Source organism: Daeguia caeni (assembly GCF_042653845.1).
In the GTDB taxonomy this organism is placed as follows: Bacteria; Pseudomonadota; Alphaproteobacteria; order Rhizobiales; family Rhizobiaceae; genus Brucella; species Brucella caeni.
Window position 1 is genome coordinate 36,669 of sequence record NZ_JBHSEL010000023.1, and the last position, 18,019, is coordinate 54,687.

Consider the following 18,019-nt stretch of genomic DNA (forward strand, 5'->3'; position numbering starts at 1 on the left):
GAATTGTTCTGGAAATACCATGCTCGAAGCTGCGAAATACAACAAGCTCCTCATCAATGGTGAATGGGTCGATGCTCCGTCCCATTTCCCGGTTCTCGACAAGTTCACCGGTGAGACGATCGCCGAAGTGGCTGCTGCAACCGAAGACCAGGTCAACCGTGCCGTTGCCATCGCCAAGGAAGCGGTTGAAGGCGAAATCCCTGCCCCGCATGCGCGGTCTGCCATTCTCTACAAGGCAGCACAGCTCCTTGACCAGTACAAGGACGCCTTCCGTGATGTCATGGTTGCTGAAGCAGGCTTCACCCTGATTGACGCGGCAAACGAAGTGCAGCGCGCACGCCTCACGCTCGAACTTTCGGCCGAAACGGCAAAGATGCTGTGCGGCCATGTCGTTCCTTTCGGCGCACATCCCGGTTCTGAAAAGCGTATCGGCTTTACCGTTCGCGAGCCGGTTGGCGTTGTCTGTGCCATCACCCCGTTCAATTCGCCGCTCAACACGGTTCTGCACAAGGTTGGCCCAAGCTTTGCCGCCGGCAATCCGACGGTGCTCAAGCCTTCGTCGCTTACGCCGCTCACCTCCGGCCTGCTTGGCCATGTCCTGCTTGAGGCCGGCATGCCGGCCGCCTATCTCCACATCATCCAGGGTGAAGGCGATGTCGGCGAACTTCTTCTGAAACATCAGGATATCGCTTTCTACACCTTCACCGGCTCAACCCGCGTTGGCCGCATCATTCAGCAGCATGCTGGCCTGCGCCGCACCCAGATGGAACTGGGCAGCATTGCCTCGACCATCATCTGCGAGGATGCCGATCTCGATCAGGCCCTGCCAAAGGTCATCAATGCCGGCATGCGCAAGGCAGGTCAGGTCTGCACCTCGGTTCAGCGCCTTCTGGTGCATGAATCGGTCTATCCGGCCGTTGTCGAAAAGCTCACCGCACTGGCAAAGACTATGAAAGCTGGCAATCCAAAAGATGACAGCGTCAAGGTTGGCCCGATGATTACGGAAGCTGCCGCCAAGCGCGCGGAAGAATGGATCAAATCCGCTGTGGAAGCCGGTGCAACGCTGCATTGCGGCGGCTCGCGTGAAGGCAGCGTGCTTCAGCCTGCCGTTCTCACCAATGTGCCGGAAACAGCCTCCGTCTGGTGCAACGAGGCTTTCGCCCCGATCATCGCGGTCAAGCCGTTCAGCGATTTCAATGAAGCCATTGCCACTGCCAACAACACGCCATTTGGTCTGGCCGCTGGCGTCTTCACCAAGAACATGGACCGCGCCATGCTTGCCATGCGCAAGCTACGCTTCGGCACCGTCCAGATCAATGAAACCTCCAGCGCACGTGCTGACGTCATGCCGTTTGGCGGCGTAAAGGACAGCGGTTTCGGCAAGGAAGGCCCGCATTATGCCGCGCTCGAAATGACCATCGAACGCCTCATGGTACTCAATCCATAACCCGCAGGCGGTTCCGGATCCCTCCCACATCTGCCGGAACCGCCCAAACCCTTTCTCACGCATGACAGGGCCAGACAGATGAACAGGCCGGTCATGCCAGCGAAATCAGCGCAAGAGCGTCGCAATAAAATGAATATGAACCAGCAAATTTCATCCTATTTCTGCCCAACCCGCATCATCATGGGCAATGAGAGCTATCGCAGGCTTTCGGATTTCATTTCCGAATTCGGCACGTCGAAAGTTTTCATGGCTGTGGATGCGGCTTTGTTGAAGACCGCCTTCGTCAATGACATTTTCGAAATGCTGAAGGCCGCAGACGTAGACTATTCCGTATTCTCGGAAATCGAGCCTGATCCAAGCGCGGACTCGGTTGAAAAGGCGCTGGAAATCAGCCGCGCGCTCGACGCTGGCCTGGTGCTCGCCGTTGGTGGCGGCAGCACGATAGACGTGGCAAAAGCTGTTGCAATCGTCTCTACCAATGGTGGCCGCATTCACGACTATGAAGGCATTGAAAAATTCTCGATCCCGCCATTGCCGCTGATCGCCATCCCGACCACGGCTGGCACGGGTTCGGAAGTTTCCGGCTCCTGCGTCATCACCGACACGGTTCGCGGCCTGAAAATGTCAATCCGCCATGCTTCGCTCAACCCTGCCCGCATTGCGATCCTTGATCCGCTGGCGCTGCGCACCGTTCCGCCGTCAGTTGCCTGCCATTCGGGTCTTGATGCCTTCGTGCATGCATTTGAATCCTTCATTTCGCGCAATGCAAATCCATTCACCGATGCGGTCAACATTGAAGCAATCCGCCTGATTTCCAGCAATCTGCGTCAGCTTGTTGCCAATCCGGAAAACAATGACGCTGCCCTGTCCATGCTGTGTGGTTCGGCTTTGGCTGGCATGGCATTCGGCCAGACCGGCCTTGGCAATGTCCACTGCATGGCTCGCTTCATTGGCGCGCGCTATCACCTGCCGCATGGCCTTTCCAATGCGCTTTGCCTGCCAGTCGTTGCGAAATTCAACATGATTGCGAATCCGGCAAAATATGCCGCCGTCGCACGTGCAATGGGCTGCAATGTTGAAGGTTTGCGCACGCTTGATGCCGCACGCCTGGCCGTGGAAGCAATTGAAGATCTTTGCGACGACCTTGGCATTCCGCGTCATCTGGAGAGCATCGGCCTCAAGGAAGAGCATATTCCGGAGCTGGCAGAGCTTTGCTATGGCGCAGGCTACAACAAGTGGAATCCGCGCACGACTTCCGTAAAGGATTTTGTCGCGCTGTTCAAACAGGCTTTCTAAGCTTGCCGGTACTGGGGTACCGATTCGGGAGGCATCATGGCGCGAGGCAAGGGATCAGATCCGAATAATTCATCGCACAGGCTGACAGCGCAGGACGTTGCCAGACATGCCGGTGTATCGATCGGAACCGTGTCGCGCGTCATCAACAATGTCCCCGGTGTAACGCCTGCAGTCGCCCAGAAAGTCAATGCGGCGATTGCAGAACTGGGCTGGGTGCCCAATGTTGCTGCCCAGAACATGCGCACCTCCTCTTCGCGCATGATCGGCTTCATCTTTTCCGATATCCGGAACGCGCTCTATGCCCAGATGACCAAGGGCGCCGAAGAGGTGCTGGCACCGCGCGGCTATCTTCTGGTGACGGCGAGCAGTGACGGCAATCCCGAACGCGAGCTTGCCCTCATTGACCTGTTCAAACGCCGCCGTGCCGATGGCATGATCCTGACCATCGAGCAGGAAAACAATGTCTCCACCGTTGCCGCAATCGGCAATCTCTCCATGCCCTATGTCATGCTGGAGCGCGAGGTCTCGCTTGGCTCTACCTCCGTGGGTGCTGACCATTATCGCGGAACAAAACAGGCAGCAGAATATCTGATCCGACAAGGGCATCAGCGCATTGGCATCATCACCGGCGGTCAGGGCACGCGCGTTGCACGCGATCGTGTGCGCGGGCTTGAAGACGCGATGAATGCGGCAGGCCTTGAGATCGACCGCAATCTGATGCGGCTTGAATCCTTCTCTGCCGAATATGCCTATCGCCAGACACAGGAGCTGATGGGTCTTGCCAATCCGCCAACCGCCCTGCTTTCCATGGGGGTGCGCCTACTCCCCGGCGTGCTTGAGGCGCTCCAGATCATGGGCAAGAGTTATCCCGAAGATGTCTCGCTGATCTGCAGCAATGACAGCGACATTGCCCGCATCATGATGCCGAAGATTACCGCGGTTCGCTATGACGCAATGGCGCTTGGCCGTGTCGCGGCTGAAAGCCTGCTTGATCAGGTTGAAGGGCGCACGACCAGCGGCACTCCGCCGCGTATCGAGATTCCGACCGAACTGGTGCTGCGCGATTCCTGCCGCCCCCTGCTCTGACGGCGCATTTTCCGGAGCCCATTCCCGTTTTGCAAATGCCTCATTGGAGGAGGAAATTGATGAGCAATGACTATCAGATCTTTCAGCCCTATAAACTGCGTGGTCTGACCCTCAATAACCGTATCGTGCTTTCACCCATGGCAATGTATATTGCCGATGAGGGCTATATCAATGATTTCCACATGACCCATTATGGCAAGTTTGCCATGGGTGGGGTGGGTCTTGTGATGGTGGAACAGACGGCTGTCTGCCGCCGTGGCCGTATTACCAATGGCTGCCTTGGCCTGTGGCAGGACGACCAGATCGAAGGTTTTAAAAAGCTTGCCGACCATGTCCATGTGTTTGGCGCAAAGATCGGCATCCAGATCAATCATGGTGGCCGCAAGGCAAGCGCCCAGCGCGCCTGGCAGGGCAATGCCGTTCTGACCGAAGAAGACATAGCCAGTGGCGACATTCCATGGCAGCCGGAAGGCCCTTCCAGCCTCCCCTTTGCCGAAGGCTGGCCAATGCCGGAAGAAATGTCGGTTGAACGGCTGCAAACGCTGCGTCAGGAATTTGTCGCAACCGCACTTCGCGCGGTGAAAGCCGGTTTTGACCTGATCGAGCTGCATCTGGCACATGGCTATCTGCTCCAGAGCTTCCTCTCGCCTCTTGCAAACAAGCGCAGCGACCAATATGGCGGCTCGCTTGAAAACCGCATGCGCCTGCCGCTGGAAATTGCTCGCGACGTGCGCGCTGCCCTGCCACATGACATGCCGCTGATTGCCCGCATTTCCGCAACCGACTGGGTTGAAGGCGGATGGACGATGGAAGATAGCCTCGTTCTTGCCGAAAAACTCAAGGAAGCAGGCGTTGACCTCGTCGACTGTTCGTCTGGCGGCAATCTCATTCGCGGCGCAACCAATTCAAACCTTGCCCGTGGGCCACTCTATCAGGTGCCCTTTGCCGAGGAAATCAGGCAAAAGGTCAATGTGCCGACCATGGCCGTTGGCATGATCCGCACGGCAGAAGAAGCTGAATCCGTGCTGCGTGATGGGCGCGCCGATCTTGTTGCCATTGGCCGTCAGATGCTGTTCGACCCATTTTGGCTTCTGCATGAAATACAGCGTCTTGGTCTTGACCCGGATTTCCGGAAGTGGCCAGCCCCTTATGGCTGGTGGCTTGAAAAATGGGCAAAGGCGCTGACAAAAGCAGCATAAGATTAAAAAAAACCGGCTGATGAGCGCATCATCAGCCGGTTTTTTTGATCATGGTTACGAGCGTTTACTCGCTGAAATCGACATGTCCGCCAAGGAAAAGTTGACCAACGCGCGGATCGGACAGGATCTTCGCAGCCGTATCATGCATGCGGGTCTGGCCAAGCTCCAGCACCAGACCATAATCCGACATGGCAAGCGCTGCCTTGGCATTCTGCTCAACCATAAGAATGGTCACTCCCTGATCACGCAAGCGGATCAGCGTCTGGAACACTTCCTGCACCAGATTGGGCGACAGGCCAATTGATGGCTCGTCGATCAGGATCAGCTTTGGATCAAGCAGCAGCGCGCGCGCCACTTCCAGCTGTTTCTGCTGCCCGCCAGACAATTCGATTGCCTTGCGGTCACGGAATTTGCGCAGCATTGGAAACTGGTCCATGACCTTTTCAATGCGCTCGCGGATGATGGCCTGATCAGGCGCCGTGATGCCGCCAAGTTCCAGATTGTGATAGACGGAAAGCTGCGGCACGACATTGCGTCCCTGCGGCACGTAAGTCACGCCATGAGCAATCATCTGGCGCGGCGTACTGCCTGTCACATCCTTGCCATCGAGCAGAATCTGGCCGGAATGAATATTGAGCAGACCGAAGATTGCCTTGAACACGGTGGATTTGCCAGCACCATTGGGCCCGATCACCGTGGTGATGGATGCCTTTGGCAGGGTGAAGCTTACACCGTTCAGAATGGTGACCTTGCCGTAACCGCCGTGAATGTCTTTGAGTTCCAGCATCGTCACCCCCCCAGATAAGCGTCAATAACCATCTGGTTTGACTGAATTTCTTCCGGCCTGCCCTCGGCAATGATCCGCCCTTCCGCCAACACGATGATGCGCGTGCAAAGGCTCATGACAAATTCCATATTGTGCTCGATCACCACGAAGGTCGTGCCATGTTCAGCATTATAGGTGACAAGCCGCTCTTTGAGATTGGCCAGCATGGTGAGGTTGACGCCACCCGCAGGTTCATCAAGCAGAACAAGATTTGGCCCGGCCATGAAGGCCATGGCTGCATCAACCAGTTTCTGCTGACCGTAAGACAACGATCCGGCAAGCTCGTCACGCAGATGGCTCAGGCGGAAGAACTCGATCATCTGCTCGGCTTCCGCTGTAAGCCCCGCGTCCCCCGGCCCAAACAGGCGCGAAAGCATGGTGCCCTTATGTTCCTGGCCAGCCAGAATGATATTGTCGATCACCGACATTTTCGGGAAAACCGACAATTGCTGGAATGTGCGACCAACACCGAGCTTGTTGAGATCCGAAGCGCGGATGCCCGATACATTCCTGCCATTGATCGAGACTTCACCATCATCTGGCTGAAGTTGACCAAGAATGCAGTTAAACAGGGTCGACTTGCCCGAACCATTCGGGCCAATGAGACCCAGAATTTCGCCTTTCTTCACATCAAACGAGACATTGTCGACGGCCTGAATGCCGCCAAAGCGCTTGGAAATATTACGAACGGAAAGAACCGGGCTGTTCATCACAGGCTCGCTCCCTTGCTCATATCGGCGCGGATCTGGTGCTTTGGCCAGAATTTCTGCCGGATCCGGTCCCATATGCCGATGAGGCCTGATGGAACAAAGATAAGCATTACGATGACAAGTGCTGAATAGATGATGAGATAATAGCCTTCCGTCACGCGCAGGAATTCAGGCAGGAGCACCACGACGCCCGCACCGATGAAGGGGCCGAAGAAATAGCCGGCACCGCCAACCACGACCATCAGGAGAATACGCAAAGAGTGTTGCAGCCCGAATGAGCCCGGCTCGATGAACTGGACAAGCGGCGTGATCAGCGAACCGGCAAGACCGCCATAGACCGAGCCAATAGCAAAGGCGAGCAACGTGATGCGGCGCGTATCAACGCCCAGGCTTTCAGCGCGGATCGGATTTTCACGCAGTGCCTTGAAGGCACGTCCCCACGGCGAGCGGACAATGCCCCACATGATGAGGGCAGCCACAACCGTCACACCAAGGGTGAAATAGTAAAATGGCAGTGGCTTCATGGTCTTGAACAGGAAGAAATCCGGCCGCGGCATACCCATGAGGCCATAATTGCCGCCCGTCAGCCATTCTTCATTGCGCATGACGAGAAAAACCAGCGTATTGAAGGCAAGTGTGACGAAAGCCAGAAAATGGCCTTTGACGCGCAAGGCCGGATAGCCAAGCAGAAGCCCAACCACAAAGCAGAGCACAAGCCCGATCGGCATGGCCACCATCCAGTGCCAGCCTGCCAGGGTAAGCAATGCCGTCGTATAGGCGCCAAGCGCCATGAAGGAAGCCTGCGCCAGCGAGATCTGGCCGGCATAGCCAAGCGTCAGGTTGAGTCCCATGGCGGCAATAGAAAAAACGAGCCACGAGGTGAGAACATAGATCATGTATTTGCCCTGCCAGACCGGTAGGGCAATGGCCAGCGCAAGCAGAAGCAGGATCAACACAAAGCGTGTCATTGACTTCATCACACAGCCCTCCCCTCGGAGGTGCCCATGATGCCCTGCGGGCGCACCAGAATGATGATGATAAGCAGAACCAGTGGCAGCGCCGCACGATATTCGGCCGTGACATAGGTGGCGGTCAGATTGTCAAGCACGCCAATCAGCAGGCCTCCGACCAGCGCGCCGCGGATCTGGTTGAAGCCACCGACGATTGCAGCAATGAAGGCAATCAGGCCCAATGTTTCGCCATTGGAAAATTTTGCCAGATAGATCGGCGTGATCAGATAGGAGGCAAGCGTCGCAAGTGCCGCATTGATCAGAAAGGTATAAAGGATCATGCGCTTGACGTTCACGCCAAGGATTTCGGCCACTGCCGGATTTTGCGCCGTTGCCTGCATGCAGCGCCCGGTGCGCGTGCGGTTCAAAAACAAGGTCAGCGCCACGACGATCGCCAGCGAAAAGGCAAGATTGAGCATGTCGCGCAGTGACAGGACAGCGCCGAACAGTTCAATCGGATCATTCGGGAATATTGACGGGAAAGGCTGGGCTTCCGCCGAATAAAACTCTTTCACGCATTCTTTCAAGAAAATGCCAAGCGTCATGGTCGCGATGATGAGGGTTATGCCCCCATGCGGCAGGATCGGCTCGACGATCACCTTTTTGAAAACGAGCCCAAGAATGAGCAGGGAAATAATCAGCCCAATGAACAAGGCGACCCAGAATGGCATGCCAAAAAAGGACATGGCCACCAGCACAAAGAAGGCCGGAAGCATGACAAACTCGCCTTGCGCGAAATTGACCGTTTGTGCCGCCTGCCAGACCAGTGTGAAGCCAATTGCAGCCAGCGCATAAATCGAGCCCGTCGCAAGGCCAGACAATAATACCTGTAAAAACTGGGACATGAATCTATCCATGAATTGTGACGGCCCACCGATTGAACGACGGGCCGTCACCTATATCTGGCTTTTGATCAGTTCGCCGGGACGGTGTCGATCACAACAGGCGTTCCGTCCTTGACCTGAACCATGAAGCTTGGGCGGGACATTTCACCGCGATCATCCCAGCAGGTGTCAAGCAGGATCTTCGGATAGTCCGCAGCCTTGAGGCAAAGGTTCTTCATTTTTTCCGCAAAGGCTTCGCCGTCAAGTTCACCGATCATGTCGGTGACATATTTGGTCGTCCAGACGCCGACATAGCCTTTCAGTGCGTCATGGGTTGGCTTGCGCTTGTGAATTTCTTCAAACTTCCTGGTGAATTCGGCAATGCCCGGCACTTCGGTGGCGCTGGCAGTGATGCCGACATGGGCGATGGCACCTTCGGCTGCATCCTTGGCAAGATCGATGACCTTGGCTTCGGTCAGCGTTACTTCACCAATGAGCGGCATGGTCAGGCCCTGCTTCTTGGCCTCGATGAGGAAACGGGCCGACTCTTCCTGGTTCATGTAAACGAAGACGGCTTCCGGATTGGCCTGCTTGAGCTTGGCAACATCGGCGGCATAGTCCGTCTGCGCCTGTTCAGAAGCGACATCGACGATTACGTCAATGCCGGCCTTTTTCATTTCTTCCACAAAAACGTCATGGCCACCCTTGCCGAACTCATTGTTGAGCCAGGCAACGCCAACCTTCTTGGCCTTCAGCGTGTCCTTGAAATAGGGAGTGAGAGCCGGAACACCCTTTTGTGCACCGCTTGAGGTGCGGAAAACGAACGGATTGCCCTTTTCGACAATGTTCGGGGCTTCAGAGCCGACAAATTGCGGAATGCTGTTTTGCTGTGCTACCAGCATGTTAACCAGGGTGGAACCGGAATAGATCGTGCCCATGATGGCAAAGGCGCCATCGTCAATGGCCTTCTGCACCAGCGCGCGCGAAATCTGCGGATCGGTCTGGGTGTCATATTCCACCGCCTCGACCTTCTTGCCCAGAATGCCGCCAGCCTCATTGACTTCCGCCACAGCCAGATTGACGCCATCACGCCAGTTGGTACCAGCCGGCGCACCCGGGCCGGAAAGTTCCACAACCGTGCCGAGCTTGACAACATCTTCAGCAAAGGCCGTGCCAGCCATTGCGCATATGCCTGCCGACAGGGCGATGAGATATTTACGAACCATTCAGTTTCCTCCCGATCGTCTTTTCATGAGTAGAGCTTTTCCGACCACGCAATTTCCAGCCTTCGCGATTTTGCTACCCGCAGTCGTATCTCAGCCTTTGGCGATACGATTGCTTGATCGATAGTGCAAGCACGAAAGGGATGTTTTTTGCAGAAATTGCGTGAATTGACAGAATTTCAGCCAAAAGTTGCTTCCAGCCATTTTTTCAGGTTTTTCACCTTGGCGCTTTTCCAGAGTTCATTGGTCGCGGTAATGTAATAGGCGCCATGGTGGATATTGGTAGGAAGCACCTCGACGAGCTCCCCGGTCTGCAGCGAAGGCGCGGCAATCAGCTCACTGACAAGCGCCACGCCACGGCCGATGCGAGCGCCATCAAGTGTCATGTTGCCATGCCACAGGTCAACGCCGGTGAGCGGCGGAACGGATTCCAGCCCTGCCTTGCGTAGCCAGCGCTGCCACAGCCCTGTTGACTTTTCATGAATGAGGGGAAGCTTTACCAAATCCTCAAGACACTCCACAGGCCCATGCTTTTCCATGAAGGCAGGACTTGCTACCGGAACAATGCGTGGTGTGGCGAAGATTTCGGTGCGAAGCCCCGGCAGCGGTTCATAGGTCTCGTAATAGGCCAGCTCCACATCAGCCTGACCGCGCAACAGGCCCTGTCCCACAAGATTTGGCTCAAGCAGGACCTGCGAAATGCCAAGGGCCGCCTCCATATCCGACAGCATGCCAAGCAGCCGCCGCGAAGCAAAACCGGCCATGCAGGCAATATGCAGCACCTCATTCGAGCCGCGCTGTAGACCAGCCACCGCATGAGCCATGATGCCGAAGGCTTGGATCAGCTGTTCAGAGAATTTCTTACCCTCTGGTGTCAGGATCAGGTTCCGCCCGCTTTTCTTGACCAGTTTCACACCAAGATAAAGCTCCAGGTTCTGGATATGGCGAGAGACAACCGTATGCGAGATAGACAGTTCGTCCGCCGCCTCGCGCACCAGACCATGGCGGCAGAAGGCTTCAAAGGCACGTAACGAAGAAAGCGGGGGAATACGAATGGACGCGGCCATGATTTATCCTTTCAGAATAGGCGTATTATTCCGATTGGTGCAATTCATGCAAGTTTTCAGTAGCGCAAACTGCTTGATAAGAGGCTCGCGAAAATCGACCTTGTCCCGCAAAGCAACAACTGATGGGACAGGACGTGCTCGCTCTCTCTGGCAAGACCGCAATTGTCGGTATTCATGAATCTCCACTGCGCGATGCGCCGCAGATTCATCCGTTCCGCATCATGATGGACTGTATCAATGCAGCCCTTGATGACGCAGGCCTCAAGCTGTCGGATGTGGATGGGCTTTGCGTGGCATCAGGTGACTGGGCGGAAGGTGGTGCGGTTGAAAGCGTAACCGAATTCGCAGACTATGCCGGCATTACGCCAACCTATTTCAACGGCACCGATGTTGGCGGCTGTTCCTATCTGGTTCATGCCGCCCATGCCGCAGCGGCAATCCATTCAGGCATTGCCGAGGTTGTCGTCATTGCCTATGCTGCCTGCCCGCGCTGGTGGCCGATCGAGACCCCTTCTTTCGACCCTTTCGTTTTCCCGGCTGGTCCCGGCCAGTTTGAACTGCCCTATGATCCGACGCTGATCTCGACATATGCGCTGATGACGCACCGGCACATGGAGGTCTATGGCACGACACGAGAACAGCTTGCCAGTGTCGCCGTGACTTTCCGCAACCATGCGCTGAACAATCCCAATGCACGCATGCGCAAGCCGATCACCATCGAGGATGTGGCACAGTCCCCGCTCGTCGCCTCACCGCTTCGCCGGCTTGACTGCTGTGTGGTCACCGATGGCGGCGGCGCAATCGTCATGACGAGCGCGGAACGCGCGAAGGATCTGAAAAAGAAACCGGTTTATCTTCGTGGCTTCGGTTCCGCCGTCCGCCGCACCCAGATCAGCCAGATCCCTGAGGATCTTGGCACCCCCGCCGTCATTTCCGGCAAAAAAGCCTTTGAAATGGCTGGTCTTGATCATGCCGATATCGACGTGGCGCAGCTTTATGACGCCTTCACCATCACGCCTCTGCTTGCCTTGGAGGATCTGGGTTTTTGTAAACGAGGTGAAGCCGGCGCATTTGCCGCAGATGGCAATCTTACCCTTGGCGGGGCGCTGCCCTGCAACACCGATGGTGGCGGTCTTTCATCCAACCATCCTGGCAAGCGCGGACTGCTCGCCCTCATCGAGGGCGTGCGCCAGCTTCGCGGTGAAGGCCCTGGTGTCCAGGTCAAGGATGCCGAAACCGCCCTCATTCACGGCCTTGGCGGTACGTTCTGCGCCTCGGCAACCACCATTCTGACCGTCTAGGATTTACGCCATGAAACCAGTCATCGACATTGACAGCGCACCTTTCTGGGAAGCGCTGAAACAAGGCCGTCTTCTTATCCAGCGCTGCCCCACGACAGGCCGCTACCAGTGGTATCCACGTGCGCATTCGATCCACGACCCGAGTGTCAGCCCCGAATGGCTCGAGGCAAGAGGCACGGGAGAGGTCTTTTCTTTCACCGTCATCCATCGTGGCAATACCAAGCGCCCCCCTTACAACTGCGCCATGATAAAACTCGATGAAGGTGTGATCATGCTCTCAACGCTGCGCGGTATCGAAGAGGAAGCAATGAAAATCGGACAGCGCGTTAGGGTTGATTTCGAGGATCTTGATGAAGAAATCCGCCTGCCCGTCTTTCGCCCGGTTGAAGCATAAGCCAATCAAGAACGATAACATTTCCAAGGAGCCTTCATGTCGCGCATCAGCTTTGACGACATCCAGGTCGGTGACGAGATAATCTCCGCCCGTATCACGGTGACCGAAAGTCATATTGTCGGCTTTGCCGGCATCACCGGTGATTTCAATCCGCTGCACATGGATGATGAATTTGCCCGTGAAAACGGATTTGGCTGCCGCATTGCTCATGGCATGCTCGGCCATTCTTTAAGCACAGGGCTGCGCTCGAAGATCGATGACTGGGCCATCCTTGCCTTTCTTGAGACGCGTCGCCGTTTCGTTGGTCCGATCCTGATGGGCGATACCATCCATTATCGCGCCACTGTGCTTGAAACCCGACCCTCCCAGTCCAAACCGGACCGTGGTGTCGTGCGCGTCAGCATGGAGCTCGTCAAACAGACCGGCGAAGTGGTGCAGAGCGGTGAAGACAGTTTCCTCGTCGAACGCCTCAATGAAAAGGGTTGAGTATGATGACACGCTTTGATGGACAGGTTGCGCTTGTAACTGGCGGCGCAGGCGGTATTGGCAGCGCGGTTTGCCGCCGCCTTTCGAAGGATGGCGCGCGCGTTATCGTGGCAGACCGCGACCTTGCTGCGGCTGAGGCTGTTGCAGCGACGCTTGAAGGTGAAGCCTTTGCCGCTGCCCTTGACGTGGCAAGCCGTGACAGCTGGTATCAGCTTCGCGATGCCTTGCCGGACAATTTCAGGGAGATTTCCATCCTTGCCAATATTGCCGGCATTACCCGCGACAGATCCTTCCTGAAAATGCAGGATGAGGACTGGGACGCCGTTCTCAATGTCAGTCTCAAGGGAAGCTGGCTGGGCTGCCAGATTGTCTTTGAAGCCATCAGCAATCACAAGAAGGGCGGGGCAATCATCAATATTGCTTCCACGTCCATTTTCGGCACTTTCGGTCAGGCCAATTATTCCTCCGCCAAGGCTGGCATCATGGGGCTGACACGCACGGCCGCCATTGAAGGCGCGCGCCGCGGCATTCGCGTCAATGCCATTGCGCCAGGTATCATCGAAACACCGATGGTCATGGCCGTTCCGGAAAACATCCGCAACAAGTGGACCGATCAGATCCTGGCCGGTCGTTTTGGCCGTCCGGAGGAAATCGCTTCCGTTGTCTCCTTCCTCGCTTCCGATGAGGCAAGCTACATCACCGGCCAGACCATCATTGTCGATGGTGGCGCAACCACCGGCGACTTCTGAGAGGCATGATGATTGATGAAGCATTCCTGGCAGGTGGTGAAAAACTTGCCTGTGGTGAACTGATCCGCACCCGCATTGGTGCAGTTGAATGGGTTGTCTTCAATCGCCCACATGCATTCAATGCCATGACCCATGACATGGAAGCCGCAATGACGCGAATCTTCCATGAAATCAATGCAACCGAGGAAGTCCGCGCGCTGGTCCTGACCGGCATGAGCGGCAAGAAGCCAGCCTTCATGGCCGGTGCAGACATGGGAGATCTGGATTCCGTTGGTGACCTTGCTGATGCGATCCAGACGGAAAAACTGGCCGAGGACCTCTGTGTTGCGCTGGAAACAGTGCGCGTGCCAACCATTGCTGCCATTGCTGGCGCCTGTGTTGGCATGGGGGCGCTGCTTGCTGCCTGCTGCGACGTGCGCATTGGCGCGCCATCCATGCGTTTTGGCTTTCCGATTGCCCGTACGGTTGGCAATTGCATCACCGCAGTCAATTTTGCACGTCTTGCCGACATTTTGGGTCCCGCCAGAACCAAGGATCTGATCTTCAGTGCAAAACTCATGAATGCCGAAGAAGCACGTCTTGCCGGTGTGGTACGTGAGGTGACGGAAGACGAGGCTGGCTTCCTTTCCCGTGTGCAGGATATTGCTACCGAAATGGCAGGTTTTGCCCCGCTGACCCTATGGGGCACCAAGGAAACGCTGCGCCGTATGCGTAACGCAAAGCTTGGCGATCAGATTGGCGATGACCTGCTCATGGCCTGCTATGCCTCAGAAGACTACAAGGCAGCGATCCGTGCCTTCGTCAACAAGGAAAAGCCCGTCTTCAAGGGACGCTGAACGGCAGATCATCACTATTGGAGCGTCTTCCCGACCGCCGGGAATGGCGCTCATTTTTATTCAAGGAATAGACGCATGAGCAATGTGACCAAAGCGCAGGTTTTTTCCTGTCTGACCCATGTGCGCCCGGAATGGATCGACATCAATGGCCATATGAACATGTCCTATTATGTGCTCATCTTCGACACACATGGGCATGAAATGTTGCAGGCTTATGGCTTTGGCGACAATTATGTAAAGCAAAGACGGCTGGGGCTTTTCATCGTGCGGGCTGAGATTGACTATCGCCGCGAGGTGTTGGTCAATGATCGATTAAGGCTCACCATGCAGGTCACCGGCTTTGACCGCAAAAGACTGTGGTTCGAGATGGACATGTATCACGCAGAAAAAAACTACCATGCCGCAAGCATCAAGCAGCTTGCCCTGCATGTGAACCTTGAAACAAGGCGCGTGACCGAATTTCCAGACGACATATATGCAAATCTCAAGGAGAACCTGCCGGAGCTGGAAAAAGAAGGCTGGATACAGCAAAAGCCCCGCCTGTGAGCGGGGCTTTTGCTTCATGTCCCGTGTCTTTACGCCTTGTAAAGACCGGCATAAATATTTCGCAGTTCTGCCTTCTGTACCTTACCCATGGTGTTGCGTGGCAGTTCCGGCAGGAAAATGACGCGTTTTGGCAACTTGAAGCTTGCAAGGCGAGGCTTCAACGCTGCAATCACATCAGCCTCTTCCAGCGTCTCGCCCTTGCGCAGCACGATGACGGCAGTGACCGCCTCGCCAAAATCGGCATGGGGCAGGCCAATGACCGCACTTTCCTGAACTTGCGGAATGGCGTCGATTTCGATCTCGACTTCCTTTGGATAGACATTGAGGCCGCCGGTGATCACCAGATCCTTGCCGCGTCCGACAATATGGACATAACCGCGTTCATCAATCTTACCGAGGTCACCGGTGATGAAAAAACCGTTTTCCCGCAGTTCCGCCGCCGTCTTTTCCGGCATCTGCCAATAACCGCTGAACACGTTCGGGCCACGCACCTCGATCATGCCTATTTCACCCTGCGGCAGTTCTTCGCCAGTTTCCGGATGGGTCACGCGCAGTTCAACGCCCGGAAGCGGAAAGCCTACCGTGCCTGCACGGCGTTCGCCATCATAAGGATTGGAGGTGTTCATGCCGGTCTCGGTCATGCCATAGCGTTCAAGAATGGCATGGCCGGTACGTTCCTGCCATTCAACATGCGTCTCGGCCAGAAGCGGCGCCGAACCAGAGATGAACAGACGAATATTGGCAACAAGATCACGATCAAGACGCGGATCACCAAGAAGGCGGGTATAGAAGGTCGGAATGCCCATCAGCACCGTTGCTGATGGCAGAAGAGCAATCATGCTGTCGAGCTCAAATTTCGGCAGGAACAACATGCGCGCACCAACCATCATCATTTGGTTGCAGCCGACGAACAGTCCATGGACGTGATAGATTGGCAATGCATGGAGAAGCACATCGTCTTCGCCCATGCGCCACAGTTCCTTCAGCGCCTCGGCATTGGAACGCAGATTGGCGTGGCTCAGCATCGCCCCCTTCGGCTTGCCAGTCGTGCCAGACGTATAGAGGATCGCAGCAAGATCCTTATCCTCGCGCGGTACGATGTCATAGTTGCGATCGCCTGTCACATTGGTGATGCTACCCTGACCGGAACTGTCGAGCGTACGCACTTCAGCGCCAATCTCGGCGGCAACTGATGCAACAGCTTCTACATCTGACGGATCACAGACAACAAGGCGGGCACCAGAATCACGCAGGAAATACTCCACTTCCTGCGGACGATAGGCCGTGTTGAGCGGCACGAAGACTGCACCGCGCTGCAAGCTTGCCAGATAAACGGCAAGCGCCTCGACACTCTTCTCAACGCGTACGACAATACGGTCGCCCGGTTTCACGCCTGCCCGGTCAAGTTCGGCAGCATAGTCTGCCGCCATGTCGCGCAACTTGCCATAAGTGTAGCTGGCCACACATTGGCCATCGCGATAGCTGTCAATCACCGTGCGTTCAGCGCGCTCGGCAAAACGGAAACTCTCAAAAAGATTGCTCATTTCACACCCGTTTCATGCTTGGTAGCCAACCCATCGAGAAGTTCAGCTACCGATCATCGTATTTCAGCCAAGACAATCCGTCAGACAGCGCCGTTTTCACGCAAGCGTTTCACATCTTCAGGTGTAAAGCCCAGTTCTGCAAGAATTTCCTCAGTATGTTCGCCGAGCTTCGGTGCAGGGAATTCAGGCAATGGCTTTTCGTCTGGCTGGATGATCGGCAATCGGACAAAGCGGCGGCCCGAACCTTCCGGCACTTCTGCAACCATGCCACGGTGCTGGACTTGCGGATCGTTGATTGCTTCGCTCACCGAATTGATGGCGCTGCTTGGAACATCAGCCTTGTCAAGAATATCAAGCCATTCATCACGCGTCTTTGTAAGGAAGCGCTCAATCAGGATCGGCTCCAGTTCGGCATGATGCGCCGCACGGGAGGAGCCTGTGGCAAAATGTTGAACACCAAATAGATGCTCCAGATCCATGGCCTTGCACAGACGTTCCCACTGTGCCTGTGTATCAACACAAATGGCAAGCGGCTTGTCAGCAGTAGGGAAAGCCTGGAATGGAGCAATCAGAGGATGACGGCTGCCAAGGCGTCGTGGTTCCTCGCCTGTGATGGCCGCACGTGCAATGGCGTTTTCAAGCAGGGCAAGCTGGCAATCGAGCATGGCGACATCCACGAAGGCGCCCTGGCCGATCTTGCCGCGGCGAAGCAGGTTGGCGAGAATGCCGATGACGGCAAAGAGCGAGGAGGCAATGTCGCCAATCGATGCGCCAACGCGCGCTGGTCCACGATCCGGCTCGCCGGTAATGCTCATCATGCCAGACAGCGCCTGGGCAATGACATCGAAAGCAGCGCGTCCACTGTAAGGACCCGACTGGCCGAAACCGGAAATCGATGTATAGACCAGTTCCGGATTGATCGCCTTCAGATCCTTGTAGCCAAGGCCAAGACGATCCATCACGCCAGCGCGGTTGTTTTCAACCAACACATCGGCCTTCTTTACCAGATCACGGAAGATGGCCTTGCCTTCATCACACTTCAGATTGATCGTGATCGAACGCTTGTTGCGGTTGACTGACAGGAAATAAATGCTTTCATCCTTGTCGAAGGGTGCGACAATACGTGTGAAGTCGCCCGACACCGGCCGTTCTACCTTTATGACTGTCGCGCCAAGTGCGCCAAGCACCCAGGTGCAATAAGGCCCGGAAAGCATGTGTGTGACGTCAATAACGACGATTCCGGCAAGAGGAGCATCGGGATTAGCCTGATTGCCATTGTCGGTGATTGATGAATTATCGAGCAATTGTAACCCCTTTAACGGATCATTGGGCCAAAACCATCCGGGCTGGCAAAAGGCACAAGCCGCCAGTCTCCAGTGTCAGCCGCAATGGCATTTCTTGAAGATGTATGATCAGCCTGAAACGGCTGGACAGCCCCACTATCGCCAGTCGCGAGGGCACGAACAATCAGTTAA

Annotated in this window: 18 protein-coding genes; 10 read left to right on the forward strand and 8 right to left on the reverse strand. The window is 55.8% G+C overall.

Translation table 11 applies throughout. The annotated features are described in order from the left end of the window. The first annotated feature begins 19 nt into the window (after positions 1-19). The 4 genes from ACFO1V_RS02000 (at position 20) to ACFO1V_RS02015 (ending at position 5,028) form a co-directional block, all read left to right on the forward strand. Positions 20-1,447 (forward strand): aldehyde dehydrogenase family protein, encoded by a 1,428-nt coding sequence (locus ACFO1V_RS02000; RefSeq protein ID WP_374831515.1) that lies wholly within the window; start codon positions 20-22, stop codon positions 1,445-1,447. A gap of 135 nt (positions 1,448-1,582) precedes the next feature. Then, positions 1,583-2,743, forward strand: coding sequence for an iron-containing alcohol dehydrogenase (locus tag ACFO1V_RS02005; RefSeq protein ID WP_374831517.1), 1,161 nt, complete (start codon positions 1,583-1,585; stop codon positions 2,741-2,743). A gap of 36 nt (positions 2,744-2,779) precedes the next feature. Beyond that, on the forward strand, positions 2,780-3,829 hold the full coding sequence (locus tag ACFO1V_RS02010; protein ID WP_374831519.1) for a LacI family DNA-binding transcriptional regulator: 1,050 nt from the start codon (positions 2,780-2,782) through the stop codon (positions 3,827-3,829). Between the two features lie 59 nt (positions 3,830-3,888). Then, entirely contained in the window at positions 3,889-5,028 is a 1,140-nt protein-coding gene (locus tag ACFO1V_RS02015) for an NADH:flavin oxidoreductase/NADH oxidase (protein WP_374831521.1), read from the forward strand. A gap of 64 nt (positions 5,029-5,092) precedes the next feature. Here ACFO1V_RS02015 and ACFO1V_RS02020 read toward each other — a convergent pair whose 3' ends face one another. The 6 genes from ACFO1V_RS02020 to ACFO1V_RS02045 all read right to left on the reverse strand — a co-directional run bounded on the left by ACFO1V_RS02020 (position 5,093) and on the right by ACFO1V_RS02045 (position 10,688). Continuing rightward, entirely contained in the window at positions 5,093-5,815 is a 723-nt protein-coding gene (locus ACFO1V_RS02020; protein ID WP_374831523.1) for an ABC transporter ATP-binding protein, read from the reverse strand. 2 nt (positions 5,816-5,817) lie between these two features. Beyond that, a complete protein-coding gene (locus ACFO1V_RS02025; RefSeq protein ID WP_374831525.1) occupies positions 5,818-6,564 on the reverse strand; it encodes an ABC transporter ATP-binding protein in 747 nt (248 codons plus the stop codon). Beyond that, a complete protein-coding gene (locus ACFO1V_RS02030; RefSeq protein WP_374831627.1) occupies positions 6,564-7,532 on the reverse strand; it encodes a branched-chain amino acid ABC transporter permease in 969 nt (322 codons plus the stop codon). The genes ACFO1V_RS02025 and ACFO1V_RS02030 overlap by 1 nt, the downstream gene beginning before the upstream one ends. A gap of 8 nt (positions 7,533-7,540) precedes the next feature. Beyond that, on the reverse strand, positions 7,541-8,419 hold the full coding sequence (locus tag ACFO1V_RS02035) for a branched-chain amino acid ABC transporter permease (protein ID WP_374831527.1): 879 nt from the start codon (positions 8,417-8,419) through the stop codon (positions 7,541-7,543). Positions 8,420-8,487: 68 nt separating this feature from the next. Beyond that, complete coding sequence (locus tag ACFO1V_RS02040; RefSeq protein WP_374831529.1) at positions 8,488-9,624, reverse strand: ABC transporter substrate-binding protein; 1,137 nt, start codon at positions 9,622-9,624, stop codon at positions 8,488-8,490. A gap of 176 nt (positions 9,625-9,800) precedes the next feature. After that, positions 9,801-10,688: a LysR substrate-binding domain-containing protein gene (locus tag ACFO1V_RS02045; protein ID WP_374831531.1), complete on the reverse strand. Its 888-nt coding sequence runs from the start codon at positions 10,686-10,688 to the stop codon at positions 9,801-9,803. A 134-nt stretch (positions 10,689-10,822) separates the two neighbouring features. Between ACFO1V_RS02045 and ACFO1V_RS02050 the strand changes: the two genes are divergently transcribed. The 6 genes from ACFO1V_RS02050 (at position 10,823) to ACFO1V_RS02075 (ending at position 15,000) form a co-directional block, all read left to right on the forward strand. Further along, positions 10,823-11,989, forward strand: a complete 1,167-nt coding sequence (locus ACFO1V_RS02050) for a thiolase C-terminal domain-containing protein (RefSeq protein ID WP_380075044.1) — start codon at positions 10,823-10,825, stop codon at positions 11,987-11,989. A gap of 10 nt (positions 11,990-11,999) precedes the next feature. Further along, on the forward strand, positions 12,000-12,383 hold the full coding sequence (locus tag ACFO1V_RS02055; RefSeq protein ID WP_374831535.1) for a Zn-ribbon domain-containing OB-fold protein: 384 nt from the start codon (positions 12,000-12,002) through the stop codon (positions 12,381-12,383). 36 nt (positions 12,384-12,419) lie between these two features. Continuing rightward, positions 12,420-12,869 carry a MaoC/PaaZ C-terminal domain-containing protein gene (locus ACFO1V_RS02060; protein WP_374831537.1) on the forward strand — a complete coding sequence of 150 codons (450 nt, stop codon included), beginning with the start codon at positions 12,420-12,422 and terminating at the stop codon, positions 12,867-12,869. A 5-nt stretch (positions 12,870-12,874) separates the two neighbouring features. Beyond that, positions 12,875-13,618 (forward strand): SDR family oxidoreductase, encoded by a 744-nt coding sequence (locus ACFO1V_RS02065; protein ID WP_374831539.1) that lies wholly within the window; start codon positions 12,875-12,877, stop codon positions 13,616-13,618. An 8-nt stretch (positions 13,619-13,626) separates the two neighbouring features. After that, positions 13,627-14,454 carry an enoyl-CoA hydratase gene (locus tag ACFO1V_RS02070; protein WP_374831541.1) on the forward strand — a complete coding sequence of 276 codons (828 nt, stop codon included), beginning with the start codon at positions 13,627-13,629 and terminating at the stop codon, positions 14,452-14,454. 75 nt (positions 14,455-14,529) lie between these two features. Then, positions 14,530-15,000 (forward strand): acyl-CoA thioesterase, encoded by a 471-nt coding sequence (locus ACFO1V_RS02075; RefSeq protein ID WP_374831543.1) that lies wholly within the window; start codon positions 14,530-14,532, stop codon positions 14,998-15,000. 29 nt (positions 15,001-15,029) lie between these two features. Here ACFO1V_RS02075 and ACFO1V_RS02080 read toward each other — a convergent pair whose 3' ends face one another. Both ACFO1V_RS02080 and ACFO1V_RS02085 read right to left on the reverse strand, forming a co-directional pair. Continuing rightward, positions 15,030-16,544 carry a malonate--CoA ligase gene (locus ACFO1V_RS02080; RefSeq protein WP_374831545.1) on the reverse strand — a complete coding sequence of 505 codons (1,515 nt, stop codon included), beginning with the start codon at positions 16,542-16,544 and terminating at the stop codon, positions 15,030-15,032. An 80-nt stretch (positions 16,545-16,624) separates the two neighbouring features. Next, complete coding sequence (locus ACFO1V_RS02085; RefSeq protein WP_374831547.1) at positions 16,625-17,848, reverse strand: CaiB/BaiF CoA transferase family protein; 1,224 nt, start codon at positions 17,846-17,848, stop codon at positions 16,625-16,627. Positions 17,849-18,019 lie beyond the last annotated feature (171 nt).